This is a genomic window from Chryseobacterium indoltheticum, from assembly GCF_003815915.1.
GTDB lineage: Bacteria > Bacteroidota > Bacteroidia > Flavobacteriales > Weeksellaceae > Chryseobacterium > Chryseobacterium indoltheticum.
On sequence record NZ_CP033929.1, the window covers coordinates 2,124,530 to 2,144,315 of the forward strand.

Below are 19,786 nucleotides of genomic sequence, written 5' to 3' on the forward strand. Positions count from 1 at the left end.
TTAATATTTTCTTAATATTTCTTCTTCAAAAGTTAATAAATATTAAAAAATAATCCACATACTAACATTATGTAAAAAGACTTGTTTATACAATATCTTTTCGATATTTTCGTTGATAATTTGTGGATAAATTCTTATCTCAAAATTAAAACATTTGGTCTTATTTTTGAAGGCTTACCCATTTTTAAATTTGATATTAATGAAATCAAAAAAAATACTTTTAGCGGCTGCTGTTTTCTATTTCGGAGTTTCGGAAGCGCAACAGTCTCAATACTTTACCCAGAAGGAAAACTATAGGTTTAATCTGGCTCAGAATCTTTATCAGACCAAAATATACAATGCTTCTCAATACGAATATGCAAGACAGTATTTCTACAATCAGAATCTTGAACAGTCTAAAAAAGAAGCTGCCCAATTTTTTGATAATGTAATTGGAGTTATTCTTCAGAAAAATCATGCAGAAGACGGATTGACAGCTTTCATGAAAGAATATCCTAATTCAGCCTATTTTGCACAGGCTAATTTACCTTTGGCAGATTATTATTTAGCTAAAAAAGATTTTGAGGAAGCTTTAAAAACTTTAAAGAAAGTCAATCAATATCAATTGACCAAGGAAGAAAATACACAGTATATTCTGAAGCTTGGCTATGCTAAATTTATGATGGGCGATTCTAAAGGTGCAATTGATGCACTGGAAGAAGCTCACAAAACTGCTGATGAATCTCAGAAAGGCGATATCGCTTATATGTTGGGACATTTGTATTATTCAAAGAGACAGAATGATCAGGCGTTTCAGTATTTTGATTCTGTAAAAGATCAGCCTAAATATTCAAAATTAGTGCGTCCGTATTACGTGCAGATGTATTACAACGATAAAGATTATGATAAAGCAATTTCGGAAGGAAATGCTTTGTTGAATGAAGATATTTCAGATTCTTATAAAGCAGAAGTACATAAAATCATTGGTGAGTCTTATTTCATGAAAAATGATTACAACTCTGCTTATCCACATTTGAAAGATTATTTAAGTGTTCAGCAAAACCCGTCTGAAAACGATTTGTACGAAATGGGATTTGTAGCGGCTCAGCTTAAAAAATATGATGAAGCAGTTTCTTATTACAACCAACTGTTAAACAGTAATTCGGCTTTGGCTCAGAATGCTTATTATCAATTGGGGAACGCTTATTTGGCTGTTGAGAAAAAGCAGGAAGCACTTTCGGCATTCCGTTCGTCTTATCAGATGGATTATGATAAAAGTGTTAAAAAACTGGCACATGAACAGTACGCAAAATTAAGTTACGATATTGGTAACCCTTTTGAAAGTCCGACAACAGTTATTCAAGATTATATCACCATTAATAATAATGATGCAAAAACGGCAGAAATGAGATCCCTTTTGGTGAAATCTTATCTGTATTCCGGGAACTTTAAAGAAACGTTGAATGCGATTGATAAATTGCCAAATTCAACTCCTGAAACCGATAAAGTAGATCAGGAAGTCTCTTACCTTTTGGGAACGGAAGAATTCAATAAAGGTAATTTTGACGAAGCTGAAAAATATTTCCTAAGAAGCTTAGAATTCGATTTAAATAAAGAATTCCACAGCAGAGCTTTGTATTGGCTCGGTCAGGTATATTATCAGAAAGGGAATTATCCTTCAGCAATTGTGCGTTACGAAAAATTGGCCAACGAAACTTTCCCTGAAAAGCAACAGCTTTCTTATGATTTGGGATATGCTTATTTTAAATCTAAAAAATTCGATCAGGCAGAACAATATTTTACGCAATATTTAAAAAATCCGAAACCTGAGTTTAAGAATGATGCAGAACTTCGTTTAGCAGATATTAATTATGCTAACAATGATTTGGATCAGGCGATCGCGATTTACGATAAAAATGAAGACGCAACAGACTATACTTTATACCAAAAAGCTTTGGCTTTAGGGTTTAAAGAGGATCAGGCTGCAAAAATCACCAACCTAAAATCATTGATTTCAAAATATCCTGCTTCCGAATATATTGATGATGCACAATACGAAATCGGAGTTGCTTATGCCGCTCAAAATGATTTTGCCAATTCTAATGATTTCTTCGGAAAAGTAATTAAATCTTCTTCCGATAAAGATCTTGTGGCAAATGCATCAATTTACAGAGCGCAGAATTATATTGATCAAAATCAAAGTGATAAAGCATTATCTGAATTAAAATCTTTAGGTGAACAATACAAAAATACAGCTTACGCACAGAAAATTGTTCAGGCTGCAAAACCTGTTTTCACTAAAAATGGTGATGTTAGTGGTTACGCTGATTTCGCAAGAAATATAGGTGTAAATATCGACGCTTCTGAATTTGACGAAATCAACTTATCAACAGGTAAACAGTATTTCACCAAGAAAGACTACAAAAATGCAATCTCTTATTACGAAAAATATTTAACTCAAAATCCAACAGGAGAAGGCCTTTATCAGGCTAAATATGAGTTGGGAGAAAGTTATTACCAGACCAATAATCCTACAAAAGCATTATTGGTTTTACAGGAAATTGCAAATGTTCAGAATGATTATCAGGACGATGCAGCAACAAGAGTTTCTCAAATTTACATTGCACAAGGAAATTCTGCTGAGGCTAAAAAATACTTAGAAAACATCAGAAACTCTTCGAATATTAACGTTAAAAATTACGCAAATGTTGAGTTGATGAAAATGTATGCGGAAGAAAAAGATTTCTCACAAGCTGAAAAATTAGCCGATGCAGTAATCGCCAATAATAAAAACTCTGCAGCAGTTATCGAAACTGCAAAAGTGATCAAGGCAAGAAGTTTGATGAATTCAGGAAAAGATAAAGATGCACAAGCGGCCTATACAGCTCTTGAAAAATCTTCAAACACTGAAGTTGCGGCTGAAGCTTTCTATGCAAAAGCATTTTATCAAAACAAAGCGAAAGCTTATAAATCTTCCAATGAAACGATCTTTAAAATTGCCAACAATTACGCTTCAGAAGATTATTGGGGTGCAAAAGCATTGGTGTTGATGGCGAAAAACTACATTGGTCTGAAAGATAATTATCAGGCGAGTTATACTTGCGACCAGATTATCTCAAACTATGCAGATTTCCCTGAAATTGTTGCAGAAGCGAAGGAAGTAAAAAAACAAATTAAGAAATAAATGTACTGTCGTATTCATGTAAAATGTATTCATGCAATTTGATCATTTATACTTTTTACTTTATACATTAATACAATATATATGAACAAGAAAATTCAAATACTATCTATATTATTTCTAGGAATTTCGTCTGTGGCGTTTTCTCAGATCAAGGAAGAAAAGCTGATTCTTAATAAGAAAAGAGAACCGGAAGTAAAGAAAATCGAGAAGAAGAAAACTTCTGTAGTGATAGAGAAAAACTATCCGCCTGAAGAGAAATCAGCAAATCCTGTAAGATATACGATTACGGATGTTCCTGCAGTTTCAGATTTTAAAACTTCTACCATTCAGGGTGAAGATGTGACTCCGAAATTTGACGGAACGGCTCAAAATAATTATTTCCAATTCGGAATGGGGAATTACGGGAAGATTTTAGCCGATGCCAATATTTCTACAACGCTTGAAAATAAGCTGGAAGTGGGTGCCGATGTTCATGTTTTATCGACGAACGGTCTGAAAAAAGTTTATCCTTGGGATTCTAAGCAAAGCTCGGCAACATTAGGCGCTTTCTTAAACTCTTACGGAGAAAAAGGAAAAATAAATGTTAATGCTGAATATGGCTTAAATAACTATAATTATTATGGGATTTATGCCGTAAATCCTTCAGCTGACGTAGATTTACAACAAAAAGTAAATCAGTTTAAAGTAAACGGTTACTATGATTTTTATTCTAATGAAATCCTGAATGATGTAAGAGTAAAATCTTCATTTCTGAGCGATCATTTTGATGCAAAAGAAAATCAGGCTTCCATTTTAGCTAATCTTTCAAAGCATGCTGTAAAGCTTTCAGACAACGGAATTGTAATGAATGCTGATTTAGGATTAGGTTTAGAAACGGTAAAAACTGATTTTAAAATAAGAGATGAAAATGCGGCAACGTTTTTTAACGCAAGTCTAGCTCCGAAAGTTACTTTTGCAAAAGGTGAATCTTACTTAATGTTGGGTTCTTCATTTAATTTTTTAAATGCAAGAAATTCTAATTTAATTTTAGCAGAAGAACTTAAAAATAATAAAACATATTGGTTTCCACAGGCTGAATTTCAGGTGGCTGCTTCTAAAGAATTTAAATTCTACGGTGGAGTTGACGGTGGTTTAAAACTAAATACGTATGCTGAATTGTTGCAGGAAAATCCATTCTTGGTTTCCGATCAAATGTTGAGACCAACTGAAACACAGTATCATTTTTATGCAGGTTTGAGAGGAGATATCGACGAAACTTTTAAATATGATGTTTCTGCCGGATTTGGAAAAATGAAAAATATTATGTTCTTCGGAGCAAATAATCTTTTTACCAATGAATTTACTTTAGACAGACCTGGTTACGATTTTGCCAATACGTTCTCAGCAGTCTATGACGATGGAAATGTGAGTGACATTAAAGGTAGTTTACAATATTTTCCTTTAGAAAACTTAATTGTAGATGCTGATGTAAGATTTTTAAAATATGATTTAAAGAATTACGAAAATATTTATAACGTTCCTTTAGTTACGGGAAGTATCGGTGCAAAATACACGATGTTTGAGAAAAAATTGTCTTTAGGTTTCAAAGGAATTTTCGCAACAGACAGAACTACAAATTCGTATATGCTTGAAGGAGTGGGAAGTCCGTCTATGATTTTCCAGTCGACTGAAGATACGAATGATAAAGTTGGTGGATATGCTGATTTAAACTTATCTGCAGAGTACAAAATTCACAAAAATTTCAGTATTTTTGCACTCGGAAACAATCTTCTAAGCTCAAAATACCAAACGTATAAAGGATACAAAGTTCTTGGTGCGCAGGTAGTGGGAGGTGTGAAAATCACGTTTTAGAGTGGGAGAGTGGTAGAGCTACAGAAACTCTGAAACCCTACCACTCTCAGACACTAAAACATAAATGGCTTCGTAGTTCAACTGGATAGAATATCGGATTTCGGCTCCGAGGGTTGGGGGTTCGAATCCCTTCGAAGTCACTTTAAATAGACAATCTGCTGTATTACAGTAGATTGTTTTTGTTTATAGAGACGATCTCAATAATGCTATAAAAAATCTTATCATAAAAAAACGCTCCATTTTGGAGCGTTTTTTTAACAATAAATGACTTACATCGAATCATCAGGACATTTGAAATCATTGCTGCAAGTTGCACAAATGACAACACCATTGCAATAATACATGCAAAATTCTGGTTCTGGTAATGGCTTAATTCCGCCTCCTGAAATACCTTTTAATTGATCTTTGCTTAGTTTTTTTAAGTTTTTCATATCTTTTATATTTAAAAATTGATGATACTGTAAATATAATTAAAATATGGATTATAATATACTTTACTAAATATTTTTTTTAATGAAAATCTTAATCAAAAATTATATTATTCTATTTTTAATTGTTTTAAATGGGAATGAACTTTTTTGACAACCTGAGTCTAACTTTTCTGAATTTTCTAAGTATAATAAACAGAGAATTCTTTAAAAAATCCACTTCGCATCTATAAAGTTTCACAACAACGTTTTCAGAGTATCCTCTCGTCATACTTTTTCAGGATTTCTGCTACTTTTTTCATCAGTTCTTCTTTATTTGCCTGATACGAGTTCATATCTTTACTATTAGAGATAAAACATATTTCCCAAAGTACAGAAACACCTGCTCCTAAATGCAAAATTCCTATACGTGAATGTTGGCTTAGATTATCCGATTTCACACCACGGTTTGGAATACGCAAAACCTTTGCAGTTATCTTACAAATTTCATCCGCCATTTTGTAAGAGAGAGAATTTTTATTATTAAAATCTGTTGCTGTGATGTAGCATTCAGTACCGCTTGCAAGAGAGGCTGCAGAGTTAAAATGGATATCTAACAAAACAGATCCTTTACCGGGTTTTATCCTGCTTTGGTATTGAGAATTTGTTTCCCAGTCTTCATCCATAATCAGGTCTTCAGCTTTACTTCTACGAGCAATGTTATTTCTGGCTTCCTTTGTAAGGTCGGCTTCACGATATCCATTTTTTACAGCACCGGAATCCTTATTATTGTGTCCTGCAGAAGGAAAAATTTTTAAAGGTGATAAGATCATGGCAATAGTTTTGTGCTACTAATTTACCAAGAATTTACGGTCTGTCAAAAATTTGAAACACTATTATATGGGGTATTATTAAAATAGTGTCTAATTATTGAGGTTTTTAAATGAACTTTATCACTTATTTATATTGTTTAAATTATTTTGTTAAAAGTCTAATTAATAACTGTTTATCACTATAAATGAAGTGATTATTTACGAATTTTTACGTCAATATTTATAAATGGCTCCAACGGTTTCTTGCAAACGATATTTTATGATTATATATTTGTTACACATTAAACATGACACCAAATCATAAAGTATAAAAATTTTTCATCATTCAGTTTTCATGTAGAACATCAGGGTTCTAAACTCTAGGAAAAAAGAACCCTGTTCTCTACAATTTATTTTAAGAAGAATACATTGACACCAAAATTTACATTATATTATCAGAAAAACCGAGTCTTATCTAAGGCTCGGTTTTTTTATGGTTCTGTAAATTGATAATACAAAAACTCAATTAAAAATAAAAAGTTAAGATTATTATCACAGAAGTTAAGATTTATTTAGAATAAAGCTCGGTAATTAATCCGTTTCCTATAATCCCTGAATTATCGGAAATTTCAAAGTCCATTCCTGTATATAATTTTCCGAGGAATAGTTCAGCACCGATTAAAGTAACATCCACAGCAATAGAATCTCCGGGAAAAATAAGTTCGTTTTCGGTAAATGTCTGAACTCCTAGATACGATACTAATTCGAAAGGAAATTTGAAAGACGCACGAAATCCTGTAGATACCGGCGTAACCAATCCTCCTTTTTCTGTTTTATGGTAATTGATTAAAGCCTTAAAGTGGGTAAGTTTTTTCATAAAATTTAGATAAAACAAATGTAAAAAAATTAAATGAGAACAATTTTGAGCTTCTGGTAATCGCTTGATATTCATTAAAAGCTCTAATTATGATCATGCATCAGATGAGATTATTCAAATTTATAATTGACATTGCAGATATAATTTAAATCTTGTGGTATCAGGTATTTAAAGAATTCAATGATTAGCATAAAAAAAAATATTTTCAACAAAAAATCAAATTTATTGTTAATAGATTTAATATATGATAAGATTCACTTTTTTGGGAAATCGTCACTTTAGATTTTTATTTTTATGATTGATTTATCTAATTTTGTGCCTGAAAACTGAAATTTTTTAATGATGAAGTACCTCTTAGTTCTGGCTGGACTAGGAAGCTGCTCACTATTATTTGCTCAAAAACCCGTGTCGAGAATCTACTCTGATTATGCAGGATTTTGGGATAGTGAAACCAGTGCAGTTACAAAGCCAGACAACAGTCATAATTTACTAGCATTTACTTGGGATCCTGATGGTGCAGGACCGCTTCCCGAAAAAACCTTTAGCACCGGTGTCAACAACGGAATTCTTAACACGAAAGGAGTGTCTTTCACTGCTGGCAGCTATATTGCGTTGCCGGCATATACAATTCCTACTCCCAACAGCGATACTTATATAGGGGTGGGGCAGATGTATGGAGGTGCTGGTAATGTATCGCCTCTTCCCGTTAATAACAACTTGGTACAGTATCTTTCCGATGGAGTTCAAGGGCTTGATCTGGGTACAGCTTTGTTCAATATTACTTCAGGATCCAGCATTAGTCTGAACACGTTGGGAATTGTACCTTCTTCGATTGGTGATAATGTCCCGGACTTGATTTTTACTCAGGTTGGAACAATAAATAATACAACATTGCCTGATACTTTCAGATTTGTAAACCAGGCAGGCCAGAACGTAGGAACTCCCTATGTGGTTTCGTTCAGTTCGGTGCCGGTTATCGGTAATGCCTGCTGGAAATTTTATAATGCCAATACAAATCCTCCCACCTACAACGCAAACACCTCTAATTCATGTACTAGGGTGATTCGTGTTTTAGCTGCTGACTGGTCAGAATTTGGAATTACCAGTAGCAATTATTCACAAGCGGTACAGCTTATACAGACATTTTCAGGATCATCTGATTTGGCTTTTATAGGTGCTTACAATGAGCAATCGATTACATTTGCTGCAAGTTTCAATGGTTCTGTTTATAATGATAATAATGCAGGTACACCAGATGGAGTAGGAATTAATGGAGTATCATTAAATCTATACAGCAATGGAACTTTGGTGAAAAATGCCGTTACAAACAGCTCAGGATTTTATTTTTTCGATAATATTAACACCAATACCTATCCGGGACCTTACACGATACAATTGAACTTGCCACAAGGTTTTTCTGTTGTTGGAAATCGTATGGGAACTACCTCCAATAGTATATCTGCTGTACTTTCTACAGGGTCGTCACAAGGAAATAATTTTGGTATAAACCGTCCTCCTGTTGCAGGGAATGATATTTTAGCTGCTCCTAAAAACATCACAAAAACTTTTAATCTAATTGCTAATGATAATGATTTTGATGGTGGAGTGCTGGTTCCTGCAAGTATAAACCTGATACCGCCGGGAAATTCAATCAATATTGTAAATACGGGTGGAAATGTTAAGGGCTTTACGATTACTAATCAGGGAACTTGGAATGTCGATAATTTTGGAATTCTGACATTTACGCCTGCGCAAAACTTTTATAATACTGCATCAACTGTACAATATACAATTAAGGATAATGCAGGACTTGTAAGTAATGCGGCAAATATAAGTATCGATGTTAACTATTGCTTTAAACCTGGAACAGCGGGTACACCGTCATCTTATACCAATTTGGGTATTTCAACACTATCTGAAAGGCACAAGAACTGGCCTGAAGGCCCCGGAATATCTCAGGGAGGAATTCCTAACGGTTTTGTAGCGCTTAATTCTACGAATAAAGGAATGGTCATCAGCAGGGTCTCAAACTCATCAGCTGTTTTGGAGCCTAAGAAAGGAATGATTGTTTATGACATTACTGCCCAATGTGTAAAACTTTACAACGGTTCCGGCTGGAATTGTATCAAAAGAACCTGTAACGAACCCAACTAAAAAGATGAAAAAAACTCTAATATTAGCAATCACTGCATTTTTCTCCATCGCAAATGCATAGGTAGCGATAGGGAAAACAGAATTGTCAGGAATCGGATCATTGATGGAATTTGCAGGCAATACTGCGACAAACGATACTTCCAATACCAAAGGCATTATTTTACCGGCTGTAAATACAGTTCTGTCACCGGCAAATTCTCAAAACGGAACATTTATTTTTGATAAACAAAGCAGCAAAACAAAGTTTTATGAAAATGGTACCTGGAAAGATATGTCAGATGAGGGAAGTGTTGCTGCATTGGTACCTGCAAGCGGAAATGAAGTAGGTAACGGTGTTATCATCGGTTCAGCTTCAAGTGCTGCAAAAGGAGTATTGATTTTTGAATCTTCAAACAAGGCTTTAGTACTTCCTCATATTAAAAATCCTCATGAATCTGTTTTGAGTCCTTATCCCGGGATGATGTGCTACGATACGGTAAGCAATTCGATAGCAGTTTTTGACGGGCTCAACTGGAGTTATTGGAAATAGGTTTCAGGTAAAATCTACGTGTGAATAATTTAGAATCGTGCAAAAATTATACGTTTAAATTCTGTAAGAAATTTATATCTAAAAGATTTATTAAAAACTATAAAAAGTGAAAATTACTTGTAGAATAGTAACAATAAGCTATCCTACAAGTAATCCTTCTATCTTGGAAGAAATATCGTCCATATCGAATGGTTTTGCGATAAACGTATCTGCACCTGCACTACTAGCTATCTCCTTACCATCTACACTCGCTGAAAAAATAATTACAGGTAAGTTTTTCAACTCACTTGTCGTTCTGATTGTTTTAAGCAATTGATCTCCCGAAAGTACCGGCATCCAAAGATCCATCAGCAAAAGATCGGGGTTTACATTATTTATTTGTTTAATCAGATTGGTGCTGTTGTTTTCCAGAAAAACGGTGTATCCATCAAACTCAAGCATCATTTGAAGAACTTCCAGTATGCTGTCATCGTCATCGCAGATCATTATTTTTTTACCTTCCATTTCTATTTTCTTTTATAATTGGTAATGTGAAATTAAAGGTAGAACCTGCACCAATTTCACTTTCTACCCAAAGTGTACCATTGTGCTTGGCGATGATCTCATGACATATATAAAGGCCAATTCCCATTCCCGGAAATTTTTTCTGAATATCTCGAGCTCTGAAAAATCTTTCAAATATTTTAGACTGATCCTGCGGGCTGATTCCCATCCCGTAATCTGTTACTGAAACCTTTACAAAGTGACCGACCCTGTTACAGTAAACATCAATTTTATCAGATCCGGGTGAATATTTGATAGCATTTGAAATCAAATTATTGATTACCTGAGAGATTTGCAGCTCATCCCCGAAAATCGTAGCATTGGTATTGCTGCTGATGTTAATTTTGTAATCCGTTGCCAGAGAAAGATTCTCCACGGTATCTCTGATCAGGGTGTCAATTTTAAAAGGTTCATTATGTATCTCAATATTTCCAGACTGTATTTTGGAGGTATCCAATAGCTCAGAAATTAAATTATTTAGCCTTTCAACATTTACAGATACTTTATCTAAAGTAGTTAAGAACTTGTCTGAAGCTTCTTCAGGAGCCATTCGCTTAAGCAGCTGTACAAATCCTTTAATTGTAGTTAACGGTGTCTTCAATTCGTGACTTGCAATAGAAAGAAAATCATCTTTTCTACGGTCAATTTCCTTTTTTTCGGTAATATCTTCAATTGCAATCAATATTCTGTCTTTATACTGACCTTCAAACTCTACTCGATAGGCATTAACCAGCATAATTTTTCTTCCGATATAAGGGAAGTCGTGTTCTACCTCAAAATCGATTACAGGATTATTTGTTGGAAGAATTTTCGTTAAAAGCTCTTTTAAAGGTTCAATATCCCATTGATGATTTCCTAATTCAAAAAGTATCTTACCAACCGTATCTTCCGGTGTTACTTTGAAAGAATTCAGAAAGTGAGTATTGGCACTCAAGACCTTATAATCGGAATCTAATACTAAAAGAGATTCTCTTACGGTTTGAATAATACTCGAAAGAAATGCTTCATTATCATGAAGTTCCTTGGTACGTTCGAGGATCTTTTTTTCAGCTGACGCTTTTTCTTCCCGTAATTCATTTTCTGCTTTTTTTCTGTCGGTAATATCATTTTGAACTCCGATAAAATGAGTTACCTCGCCCTCTTTATTCCTTACTGGAGATATGATAAGTTCGTTCCAGAATAATGTTCCGTTTTTTCTGTAATTCCGGATTTCCAAATGGCATTCTTTACCATTTTTTACCGCATCTTTTATCATTTCCCGTTCAGGTTGGGTGCGGTCTTGTGCCTGCAGAAAACGACAATTATGACCAATTATCTCATTGTGCAAATAGCCTGTAATTTCTTCAAAAGACTTATTGCAATAGATAATTGGATTATCTGGCTGTCGGTTGTCAGTAATGATAATTCCCGATTTTGCAGAATTCAATGCCTGAAGATAAATGTTGTTATCCAGATTGTCATTAATCGAATTAAGATGGTCGTATATTGTTTCCAAAATCTTTCTGTTTTAAATAAATAATTAAAAATCGGAACTGCAGATTTGACTTTAATTATTTTCAAGTTCACTTTTTGTTTAACCAAAATTTGCGCCAGATCTGTTAATTGGTGCTATTCGGGTTTACTATTTTTAAATTTTTATGATTATTAATTGCATTCGCCTGTGAATTAAATTTCCACTTGACAATTGTTTCACCATCTTTAATCTCAAATTTGATATAGTATATGATTTTGAAAAATATGTTCTATTTGACGAATATGACAGGTATAATAACAGAGCCCGATATTATAAATATGATTACAGAAAATTAAGCAATTTTAAAGTTTATTATTAATGTAAATATTTAATATTCAGTCTTTTTTTAATAGTTTGATATTATTCTCTTTTTGTATTTAGTAATTTTATTTACAAAATTATTATTTGTTAAAAAAATCATAAAAAAAATTATTTCAATTGGTGAAATATTCTATCTTTGTCGAGTTATGCATTTTTAATAATAATTGATTATTACTTAATGATGGTATAATGGATTGAGATTATTTTCATCAAATTTTCATTTTAACACCAAATCAGATTAACAGAATATTATTTGAATATAACAGTTCAATATAATTTAGATACGATTTAGGATGAATTACAAAGAAGCATTGGCTAGAACTTTAAAGTTACAGGAATACGCTGCCGAATATAATCATAAGGATATACAATATATTGTAGTTCCGGCAGCTTATCAAGAAATGGAGAAGTTTCTTAAAGATTATAAAGATCATAAAGAGCCTGACTGCAGACAGTACTCTGTTGATGGAAATTTTTCGGTGTATAGAACAGAGATTTCACCGGATAGCAAAACCGTTACCTTAAAAGATTTTGCAAATAAGTAGCGGCGTGTAACAATGTGTAATTTGGCAGGTATAATTTTCTTTAATCTGCAACACTAACGTGTAGTTATTAATTTATTATAGACACAATAGCCAGATCTAATCTGAAATTCTTCCTCTAAATTGTATTCAAAAATTCACTTAGGTCTTCTTCTTTGGGCAATCCGATTTTTGATTTTATTTTCGCTTTATAAACTCTGATACTTCCTACTGTGAATTTCTCCAAAAGAGCAATTTCCTTTCCAGATAAATTGAGTTTAAAATAAACGCAGAGCTTCAGCTCCTGCTGAGTAAGAACAGGAAACCTTTCAGAAAGATTATCCATGAATAATTTATTCTCCAGTGAACTTTCATTAATCAGCTCAATGTCTTTTTTATCAAGCTGTATTAAATTATTTATTTTAAATTGTAGATCTCTTAAAATTTCCTCAGGCTCGATGTTCTTCGTTTTCTTTATCTTTTTCAAATTTTCCAAAAATGCCCTTTGGGTTTCTGTTTTCAGATTGAGATTAAGATGAAGATTCTTTACCTTTTCTTTTTGCAATTGAAGATCTTTCTCTAGAATTTCTTTTGAAGTCTCAAATATTATTTTTTCTTTTTCTGTAAGTTCTTCTTTTTTCTTTTTTCTCATTCTCAAAATGATTATACAACCCGTAAAAACAGCCGATATAAGGAATATGAAAAAAATCAGGAAGACGTTTTGCTTCTTTTGATCTTCTTTATCTTTATTGATCTCTTTAATGATATAGCTGTCAATGGCATCTACTGTTTCACTTAGCGCTTTTTGAGACAAATGATCCTGCTCATCATTGAGATCTGCTAATTTCATCGAAATGCCTTTAAAATCTTTGAAATTATCATTTCTTAAATAATAATCTTTAATCAGTTTGGTCAAAATGATTTTATCTTCTACTTTTTCCAGCTTAGGTTCGATAATTTTAAGAGATTCGATAATTTCATCTTCATCAGATCTCTTGCCTGTAATATCGTAGATATTCAAAATATCTTTAGCGGCAAAAAGTGCCATTCTGTTGTTTCCGTTTTTAAAGGAAAAACTCCATTTTTCTAAGAATAATTTTTCAGAAATATCATATTTTTTTAGTTCTAAATAATATTGAGCAAGGCTGCCCTTCATATAATATACAAAAACCCTTTGCTCATTATTTAATATGTTTTTCTGTGTTAATATCTGTATAGCTTTATTAGTTTCCGAAATAGCCAGATTCAGTTTTCCCATTTTTGCATAACACATTCCAAAATTATTATGCATTGATGCAATATAGAGCAGTTCTTTCTTTTTGTTATAAGTATTTAAAGCTTTTTTAAAGAAAACCAATGCATTGGGATAGTCTGCTTTATTATACAACAGTCTGCCCTTAAAATGATATAAATGAGGAAGATAATATTTGTTTCCTACTTTTTCATTGAGTTCTATTGCTTCATTGATATGCCGCATAGACCAATCGGGAGAACTGGTCTCAAACTGAGTTGCCAGATTGTAATTACAGGTAATACTTACATAATTATACTTCCCGTCACTCAGTCTTAAAAGTTCATACACAAGCGGAATCTGCTCATTTCTTTTATCAGCGAAGTAAAGCACATTTACATATTTACTGCTGATGAGATAAAGCTGCTTTTTGTCTTCATTATATTTTTGCAGTTCTTCATTATAAAATCTTTTAATAATAACATGACGATCTTCTTTTCGAGCAGCCAGAGATGTATTAATTTTCTTATTTAATTTATCAAAATAATCATCTTCGCTGGAAGAATTGCAGGAAGTAAATAAAAAACTAAAGAATAAAAAATAGAGTAAATATTTAATCATATATGGCAAATGGCTTTACAGTGTCAATATCAGTAAAATTTTTTTATTAAAGATGTACTAAAAAAAATATTTAAAAAAAACTTTTATAAAATTAATGCTTTTATTATATTAAAATATTGTTTTTCAGTTGATTGCTTTTTTAAAATTAATGTTTTTTTTTGATTATTATCAGTTTTATTAATGTTAATTAATGGCTTTATTCTCGTTTTTTGATTTTCCAGCATTTAATTTCGTTTTCGACAGGATTGGGAAAAGCAATTTCTGTCTGAAAATAAAAATTTAATAAAAACAGATGAGTCATTCTGTGAATGATGATTTATGAAAACGATGATTAAAAAATGAAGTTCGATTATAAAAAAATACACATTGGAAATTTAATTCAAAAAGAGGTCATTACAAAAAAAATTGAAAATGACCGAATATGTAATTTTATGAATTGTAATGAAGATGAAATAGAGGAGATGTACCGGTCAGTTGATCTTCCTGCCAATATCATGTTAAAATGGTGCAAACTTCTTGAATATGATTTTTTCAGGCTCTATTCGCAACACCTTATTTTATTTTCTCCACAAAAGTCACCAAATGCAGGAAGTCACGAAAATAAAACTTCTTTACCTAGTTTCAGGAAAAATCTCTACACCAAAGAGATTATCAACTTTGTTTTAGAGCTTGTGAGAACAGGAAAAAAAACAAAGGCAGAGATTATGGAAGAATATAAAATTCCTAAAAACACTCTGCTGAAGTGGATTGAAAAATATTAGATATATAAATGTAAACTGCAAATGTTGGAACTATACTCATACAGAACATAGAGCAATCTTATTAATAAAAACACAAAAAAATGATTCGACCTGATTATCAAAGGATCTATAAAGACCTTTTAAAAATGAAATTTCCTGATAAGGAAAAAGATAGCGTAATAAAAGCTTTATTAGAGAAAGAAAATTTTTCTCAGTTGGATGTTATTAAACTTGAAAGTATTTTATTTGGAAATACACAAAATGATAAACTGCTAAAAAACGGGAGTCATCGTTCTTATGATAAATCAACAATTTTTAAGATTCTGGAGTATCAAAAGAAAAACAATCTTAGCAATATAGAACTGGCAAAACATTATGGACTCAGCAGAAATACCGTTGCCAAATGGAAAAAGTATTTCTTAGTCTGATCATAATAATCTAAAATACGTAATAACAGAAGTATTTAATAATTTTCACTCAATTATTTTATAAAATATTCAGCAACTCTATATTACAGTTCTGAATATTTAAACTGTACAATGTCAATAAGATCTATTGACGTTGTTTTTATATTTTTATACGGTAATGGCGTTTTTTGTTTAACTAAAAATAGAAAATGTTACTTATTTTCTTGAATTTTCTTAGCTGATAAAGTAATTTTTATTATCTTCATCCCATTAACTATAGACCAAATCATCAATGAATTTCGACAAACTAATAGATCATTTTAGACTCGACAAACAAGAATTTTATTTCCAGTTCAACTCTCATCCCAATTATCCTTCAGCTTTAGCGTTTAGCGACACACTCAATTTTTTGGGTTTAAAAAATGACGCTTATGAGCTGGATAAAGAATATTGGGACGAATTACCTAGTGAATTCATGGCCTTGGTCGATAATTCTTTTTCTCTAGTAAAAAAGAAAGACAGTGAGTTTACTATTTATTCTGATAAGGTAAAGAATATAAGTAAGGAAGAACTTTATAAAAACTCAGGTGATTTTGTGCTTCTTTTTGAAAAAACGGAGAATGTAAAGACGACAACATTTTTCGATTTTAAACCGTTTATTTATGTGATTTTCGGGATCATTCTTCTTTATTCGTTTTTGCAGTTTACCTGGTACGAAAGCATTTTTAATCTATTGTCTTTACTCGGAATTTACATTTCTTTAGAACTTTTTAATCAAAAATTCGGGCAAGAATCTGTGGTAGTTAACAATATTTGCGGTGGCGCTTCAAACAGTAATACCCAAAGTGCATGTGCAACGATTTTTTCTTCAGACAAGACCAATATTTTAGGATTGAAGCTTTCTGATTTTAGCTTAATCTATTTCTTGGGAATAACTTTTATCGGGCTATTGTTTCCGAGTGCTCAGTTTGCTTTAAGAATTATTTCGTTAATTTCCGTTTTGGTTATTTTATATTCTCTGTATGTACAGGCTTTCGTAGAAAAATCATTGTGCAGAGTTTGTTTATTCATTATTTTTATTCTGCTTTCACAGATTGTAATCAGCAGCTTCTATTTTAGTCTAGAAGTTTACATACCAATTGTCTTTATTGGTATTATTGCATTTATTTCGTTGTTTTTTACAATTGCTTTCCTAAATAATTTGATGAATCAAAAAGAAGAGCTCAAAAAATCGAATGCAAAAAATCTTAGATTCAAAAGAAATTATGATTTGTTCAAAAGAGAGCTTTTAAGTAATGAGAAAATTGATTTTTCAGATAAGAACACTTTTTTCTTAGGTAATAAGGATGCAAAACTTCACATTTCTGTGGTTTCCAATCCATATTGTGGTTTTTGTAAAAATGCGCATAAGATTCTTGAAGATTTATTAGCTAAATATCCAGATGAAATTTCTGCACAGATTAGATTTAATTATTCGGGTGAAAGTGCCGGTGAAAAATATACCCAGCTTATTTCAGACTTTTTGAGCATTTATCTAAACAAATCACAACACGAGTTTTTAAATACTGTTGATATCTGGTTTGAAAATAGAAATGAGGATGAAATTAAGAAAAAATCGGGAACCAATCAACCGCAAAATCTTACCAATATTATTCAGATGACATCAGAAAATAGTTCTGCCGGACTTACTTTTACACCAGTTTTTATTCTTAACGGTTATCAGTTTCCGGATAAGTATGATCGCGAAGACATTCATTATTTTATTAATGAATTGATCGAAGATGAAGATTTTTCTGCTTAAATTATTTCCGTTTAATTAAAATTGATTAATTTTAAATGAATTAAAAGCGAGGTCCGAAAAGCTTAAAAAGAGTAGGAAATTACCAAATTCAATTTTTATGAAAAATCTAAAAAAAATCAACCGACAGGAAATGAAAACCATTCAAGGTGGTATTAATTGCCAAGGCGGGCAAATTTGCCTGATCAACGGAAAATGGAAATGCATGCCATACGATGGATGCGGTGGCGGAAACCAGCCATAATTTAATCATCAAATCAAACTAAATTACAGTATTATGAAAAATTTAAAAAAAGTATCAAGAAATCAGATGAAAGACATTAGCGGAGGGGCTTCTGGTTGCTCTCAAGCATGTTGTCCTCCTCCGGGAATAAAAAGATGTCCTAATATTATTTGTATTATAGCATGTCCAGTAGAATCTTAAAAAATTAATGTTATAAAAAATTTAAAAAAAATTTCAAGAAATCAGATGAAAAATATTACCGGAAGCGGTGGAATAATCGTAAAACAATGCGTAAATATCTGTTGTCCGCCTCCTGGACAAATTAAATGTCCAAAATTGATTTGCCCGGCTGTAGTTTGTCCACAGTATGTTTAGAATTTATTAGATAATAATTATTATCTACAATACATAATATTTAATTAAAGAAAGAGGCTGTCTTATCTGCCTCTTTTATTTTGTTATTATCTAAACTTTTGTTTTAAAATTTTACTTCTTCTTAAGTTAATTATATTTTTTCTTAGGAAAAGATACGTATTTTATAGTTGGCAATTGATTAAGATAAGATGAGAAAAAATCCGTTTATTATTCAGATTACCTAAAGCAATTTCGCAGGGTTTATTTTACTAAGATACTTAACGGTTCTATGTTGCAGATAAATTTATTTGTGAAGTTATTCATTGTTTTATTAGTGAATTGATTACAGATGGAAATATTGTTATCATATAATTGTCGGTTTTAACTTTTTTTAACAAAAACGATTGTGAAGATTAAAATATTTCATTTATATTTGAAATAAGTAAAGCGGTATCCGAAAAGCTTCAACAGAGTAGGAAAAAACTAAAAAATATTTTATGAAAAATTTAAAAAAGTTATCAAGAGAAAATCTTAAAAATTTAAAAGGAGGAGGAGGAATAGGATCATCATGGGATCTATGTACTGACATTCGTGATGTGAGTAATTGCTACTCTTCTTATGATCATTGTAGGCTTTATTCAGGCAGTGGTTGTGCAACTACACAATTTTGTGGACAAACATTATATTGTGTATGATAGTTATTTGAAAAATAAAAATACTAGACTATCTAACAGGTAATTATATATTATAATCACAGACAAATATTCAGAAAAATTAAATATTTCTTTAATTAAATATAATATTTGAATTTGAAAAATCCCTAAATTGGGATAAAACTAAAGCGGCATCCGAAAAGCTTCAATAGAGTAGGAAAACCAAATCTTATATTTATGAAAAACTTAATAAAACTTTCAAGAGAAAATCTTAAAAGCGTACAGGGAGGAATTACTCTTGAATGTGCACAAGGGCAAGCAGCATCTGTAAAGTGCTACAATACAAATGTTGAATGCGTAAATGATCCTAATTCAGGCGGTTTTTGCATTCGTTATTGCAATAAGTCTTGCTACTAATATCTAAAAGTTTTTAATTATTAAAAAATATAAATTTTATTTAATATAATATTTGTATTTATTAAAAATCTCTAAATTGGGATAAAAATATAGCGGTATCCGAAAAGCTTCAATAGAGTAGGAAAAAACTAAAAATATGTTATGAAAAATTTAAAAAAATTATCAAGAGAAAATCTTAAAAATTTAAAAGGAGGAGGAGGTCCGTATAAACCATGTGATGACATTAGCGATGTAAGTACTTGTTATCCATCTTATGATCATTGTAGGCTTTATTCAGGTAGTAGCTGTACACCTAGAGGATTTTGTGGTCAAACATTATATTGCATATGATAGTTATTTAAAAAATTCCTAAATTGGGATAAAATATAGCGGTATCCGAAAAGCTTCAATAGAGTAGGAAAAAACTAAAAATATGTTATGAAAAATCTAAAAAAGTTATCAAGAGAAAATCTTAAAAATTTAAAAGGAGGAGGAAAACCACATTTATGTTTAGATATACGTGATGTAAGCAGTTGTTTTTCTTCTTATGATGAATGTAGACTTCATTCTGGTAGCGGTTGTTTAAATACTATAGAATTTTGTGAGCAAACATTATATTGCATGTGGTAATTACATTTGAAAAATATCTTAAATTGAGGCTGTATTTTATAC

21 protein-coding genes and 1 tRNA gene are annotated in these 19,786 nt (G+C 31.7%); 16 read left to right on the forward strand and 6 right to left on the reverse strand.

Features of this window, described 5'->3' with window-relative positions; translation table 11 throughout:
• Positions 1-199: 199 nt before the first annotated feature.
• The 3 genes from EG358_RS09970 (at position 200) to EG358_RS09980 (ending at position 5,154) form a co-directional block, all read left to right on the forward strand.
• Positions 200-3,163: a tetratricopeptide repeat protein gene (locus EG358_RS09970; protein ID WP_076559168.1), complete on the forward strand. Its 2,964-nt coding sequence runs from the start codon at positions 200-202 to the stop codon at positions 3,161-3,163.
• Between the two features lie 81 nt (positions 3,164-3,244).
• The gene (locus EG358_RS09975; protein WP_076559166.1) at positions 3,245-5,014 is read left to right on the forward strand and encodes a TonB-dependent receptor; all 1,770 of its coding nucleotides are present in this window, start codon (positions 3,245-3,247) and stop codon (positions 5,012-5,014) included.
• Between the two features lie 66 nt (positions 5,015-5,080).
• Positions 5,081-5,154: transfer RNA gene (locus EG358_RS09980), tRNA-Arg, on the forward strand.
• 129 nt (positions 5,155-5,283) lie between these two features.
• On the opposite strand, the gene EG358_RS19645 is transcribed toward EG358_RS09980, so the two are convergent.
• From EG358_RS19645 to EG358_RS09990, 3 genes are all read right to left on the reverse strand, one after another.
• Positions 5,284-5,445 carry a bacteriocin-like protein gene (locus EG358_RS19645; RefSeq protein ID WP_164462479.1) on the reverse strand — a complete coding sequence of 54 codons (162 nt, stop codon included), beginning with the start codon at positions 5,443-5,445 and terminating at the stop codon, positions 5,284-5,286.
• Positions 5,446-5,693: 248 nt separating this feature from the next.
• On the reverse strand, positions 5,694-6,254 hold the full coding sequence (locus tag EG358_RS09985; protein ID WP_076559163.1) for an N-acetylmuramoyl-L-alanine amidase: 561 nt from the start codon (positions 6,252-6,254) through the stop codon (positions 5,694-5,696).
• Between the two features lie 547 nt (positions 6,255-6,801).
• On the reverse strand, positions 6,802-7,110 hold the full coding sequence (locus EG358_RS09990; RefSeq protein WP_076559161.1) for a hypothetical protein: 309 nt from the start codon (positions 7,108-7,110) through the stop codon (positions 6,802-6,804).
• A 339-nt stretch (positions 7,111-7,449) separates the two neighbouring features.
• On the opposite strand from EG358_RS09990, the gene EG358_RS09995 reads away from it, so the two are divergent.
• Together EG358_RS09995 and EG358_RS10000 are read left to right on the forward strand one after the other, a co-directional pair.
• Entirely contained in the window at positions 7,450-9,264 is a 1,815-nt protein-coding gene (locus EG358_RS09995) for an Ig-like domain-containing protein (protein WP_076559159.1), read from the forward strand.
• Between the two features lie 82 nt (positions 9,265-9,346).
• Entirely contained in the window at positions 9,347-9,793 is a 447-nt protein-coding gene (locus EG358_RS10000) for a hypothetical protein (protein ID WP_228421295.1), read from the forward strand.
• A gap of 138 nt (positions 9,794-9,931) precedes the next feature.
• On the opposite strand, the gene EG358_RS10005 is transcribed toward EG358_RS10000, so the two are convergent.
• Both EG358_RS10005 and EG358_RS10010 read right to left on the reverse strand, forming a co-directional pair.
• Positions 9,932-10,297: a response regulator gene (locus tag EG358_RS10005; protein WP_083677007.1), complete on the reverse strand. Its 366-nt coding sequence runs from the start codon at positions 10,295-10,297 to the stop codon at positions 9,932-9,934.
• Positions 10,287-11,831, reverse strand: coding sequence for a PAS domain-containing sensor histidine kinase (locus EG358_RS10010; protein WP_228421293.1), 1,545 nt, complete (start codon positions 11,829-11,831; stop codon positions 10,287-10,289). Before EG358_RS10010 ends, EG358_RS10005 begins: the two co-directional genes overlap by 11 nt.
• Before the next feature lie 632 nt (positions 11,832-12,463).
• Here EG358_RS10010 and EG358_RS10015 point away from each other — a divergent pair.
• Positions 12,464-12,715, forward strand: coding sequence for a hypothetical protein (locus EG358_RS10015; protein WP_076559157.1), 252 nt, complete (start codon positions 12,464-12,466; stop codon positions 12,713-12,715).
• 115 nt (positions 12,716-12,830) lie between these two features.
• Here the strand turns inward: EG358_RS10015 and EG358_RS10020 are convergent, their stop codons facing one another.
• Positions 12,831-14,543, reverse strand: a complete 1,713-nt coding sequence (locus EG358_RS10020; protein ID WP_076559156.1) for a tetratricopeptide repeat protein — start codon at positions 14,541-14,543, stop codon at positions 12,831-12,833.
• Positions 14,544-14,881: 338 nt separating this feature from the next.
• On the opposite strand from EG358_RS10020, the gene EG358_RS10025 reads away from it, so the two are divergent.
• From EG358_RS10025 to EG358_RS10045, 10 genes are all read left to right on the forward strand, one after another.
• Positions 14,882-15,304 (forward strand): transposase, encoded by a 423-nt coding sequence (locus EG358_RS10025; RefSeq protein ID WP_076559155.1) that lies wholly within the window; start codon positions 14,882-14,884, stop codon positions 15,302-15,304.
• Between the two features lie 80 nt (positions 15,305-15,384).
• Positions 15,385-15,711 (forward strand): transposase, encoded by a 327-nt coding sequence (locus tag EG358_RS10030; protein WP_076559154.1) that lies wholly within the window; start codon positions 15,385-15,387, stop codon positions 15,709-15,711.
• Positions 15,712-15,982: 271 nt separating this feature from the next.
• Positions 15,983-17,491, forward strand: a complete 1,509-nt coding sequence (locus EG358_RS10035) for a vitamin K epoxide reductase family protein (protein ID WP_076559152.1) — start codon at positions 15,983-15,985, stop codon at positions 17,489-17,491.
• 97 nt (positions 17,492-17,588) lie between these two features.
• Positions 17,589-17,732, forward strand: a complete 144-nt coding sequence (locus tag EG358_RS19650) for a bacteriocin-like protein (RefSeq protein ID WP_159436361.1) — start codon at positions 17,589-17,591, stop codon at positions 17,730-17,732.
• A gap of 33 nt (positions 17,733-17,765) precedes the next feature.
• Entirely contained in the window at positions 17,766-17,912 is a 147-nt protein-coding gene (locus tag EG358_RS20085) for a bacteriocin-like protein (protein WP_407919819.1), read from the forward strand.
• 12 nt (positions 17,913-17,924) lie between these two features.
• Positions 17,925-18,086: a bacteriocin-like protein gene (locus tag EG358_RS19900; RefSeq protein ID WP_164463126.1), complete on the forward strand. Its 162-nt coding sequence runs from the start codon at positions 17,925-17,927 to the stop codon at positions 18,084-18,086.
• 476 nt (positions 18,087-18,562) lie between these two features.
• Positions 18,563-18,760 (forward strand): bacteriocin-like protein, encoded by a 198-nt coding sequence (locus EG358_RS10040; protein WP_123890080.1) that lies wholly within the window; start codon positions 18,563-18,565, stop codon positions 18,758-18,760.
• Between the two features lie 195 nt (positions 18,761-18,955).
• Complete coding sequence (locus tag EG358_RS20090; protein WP_204535962.1) at positions 18,956-19,135, forward strand: bacteriocin-like protein; 180 nt, start codon at positions 18,956-18,958, stop codon at positions 19,133-19,135.
• A 141-nt stretch (positions 19,136-19,276) separates the two neighbouring features.
• Positions 19,277-19,465, forward strand: a complete 189-nt coding sequence (locus EG358_RS20095) for a bacteriocin-like protein (RefSeq protein WP_407919820.1) — start codon at positions 19,277-19,279, stop codon at positions 19,463-19,465.
• Between the two features lie 87 nt (positions 19,466-19,552).
• Positions 19,553-19,744 carry a bacteriocin-like protein gene (locus EG358_RS10045; RefSeq protein WP_123890082.1) on the forward strand — a complete coding sequence of 64 codons (192 nt, stop codon included), beginning with the start codon at positions 19,553-19,555 and terminating at the stop codon, positions 19,742-19,744.
• Positions 19,745-19,786 lie beyond the last annotated feature (42 nt).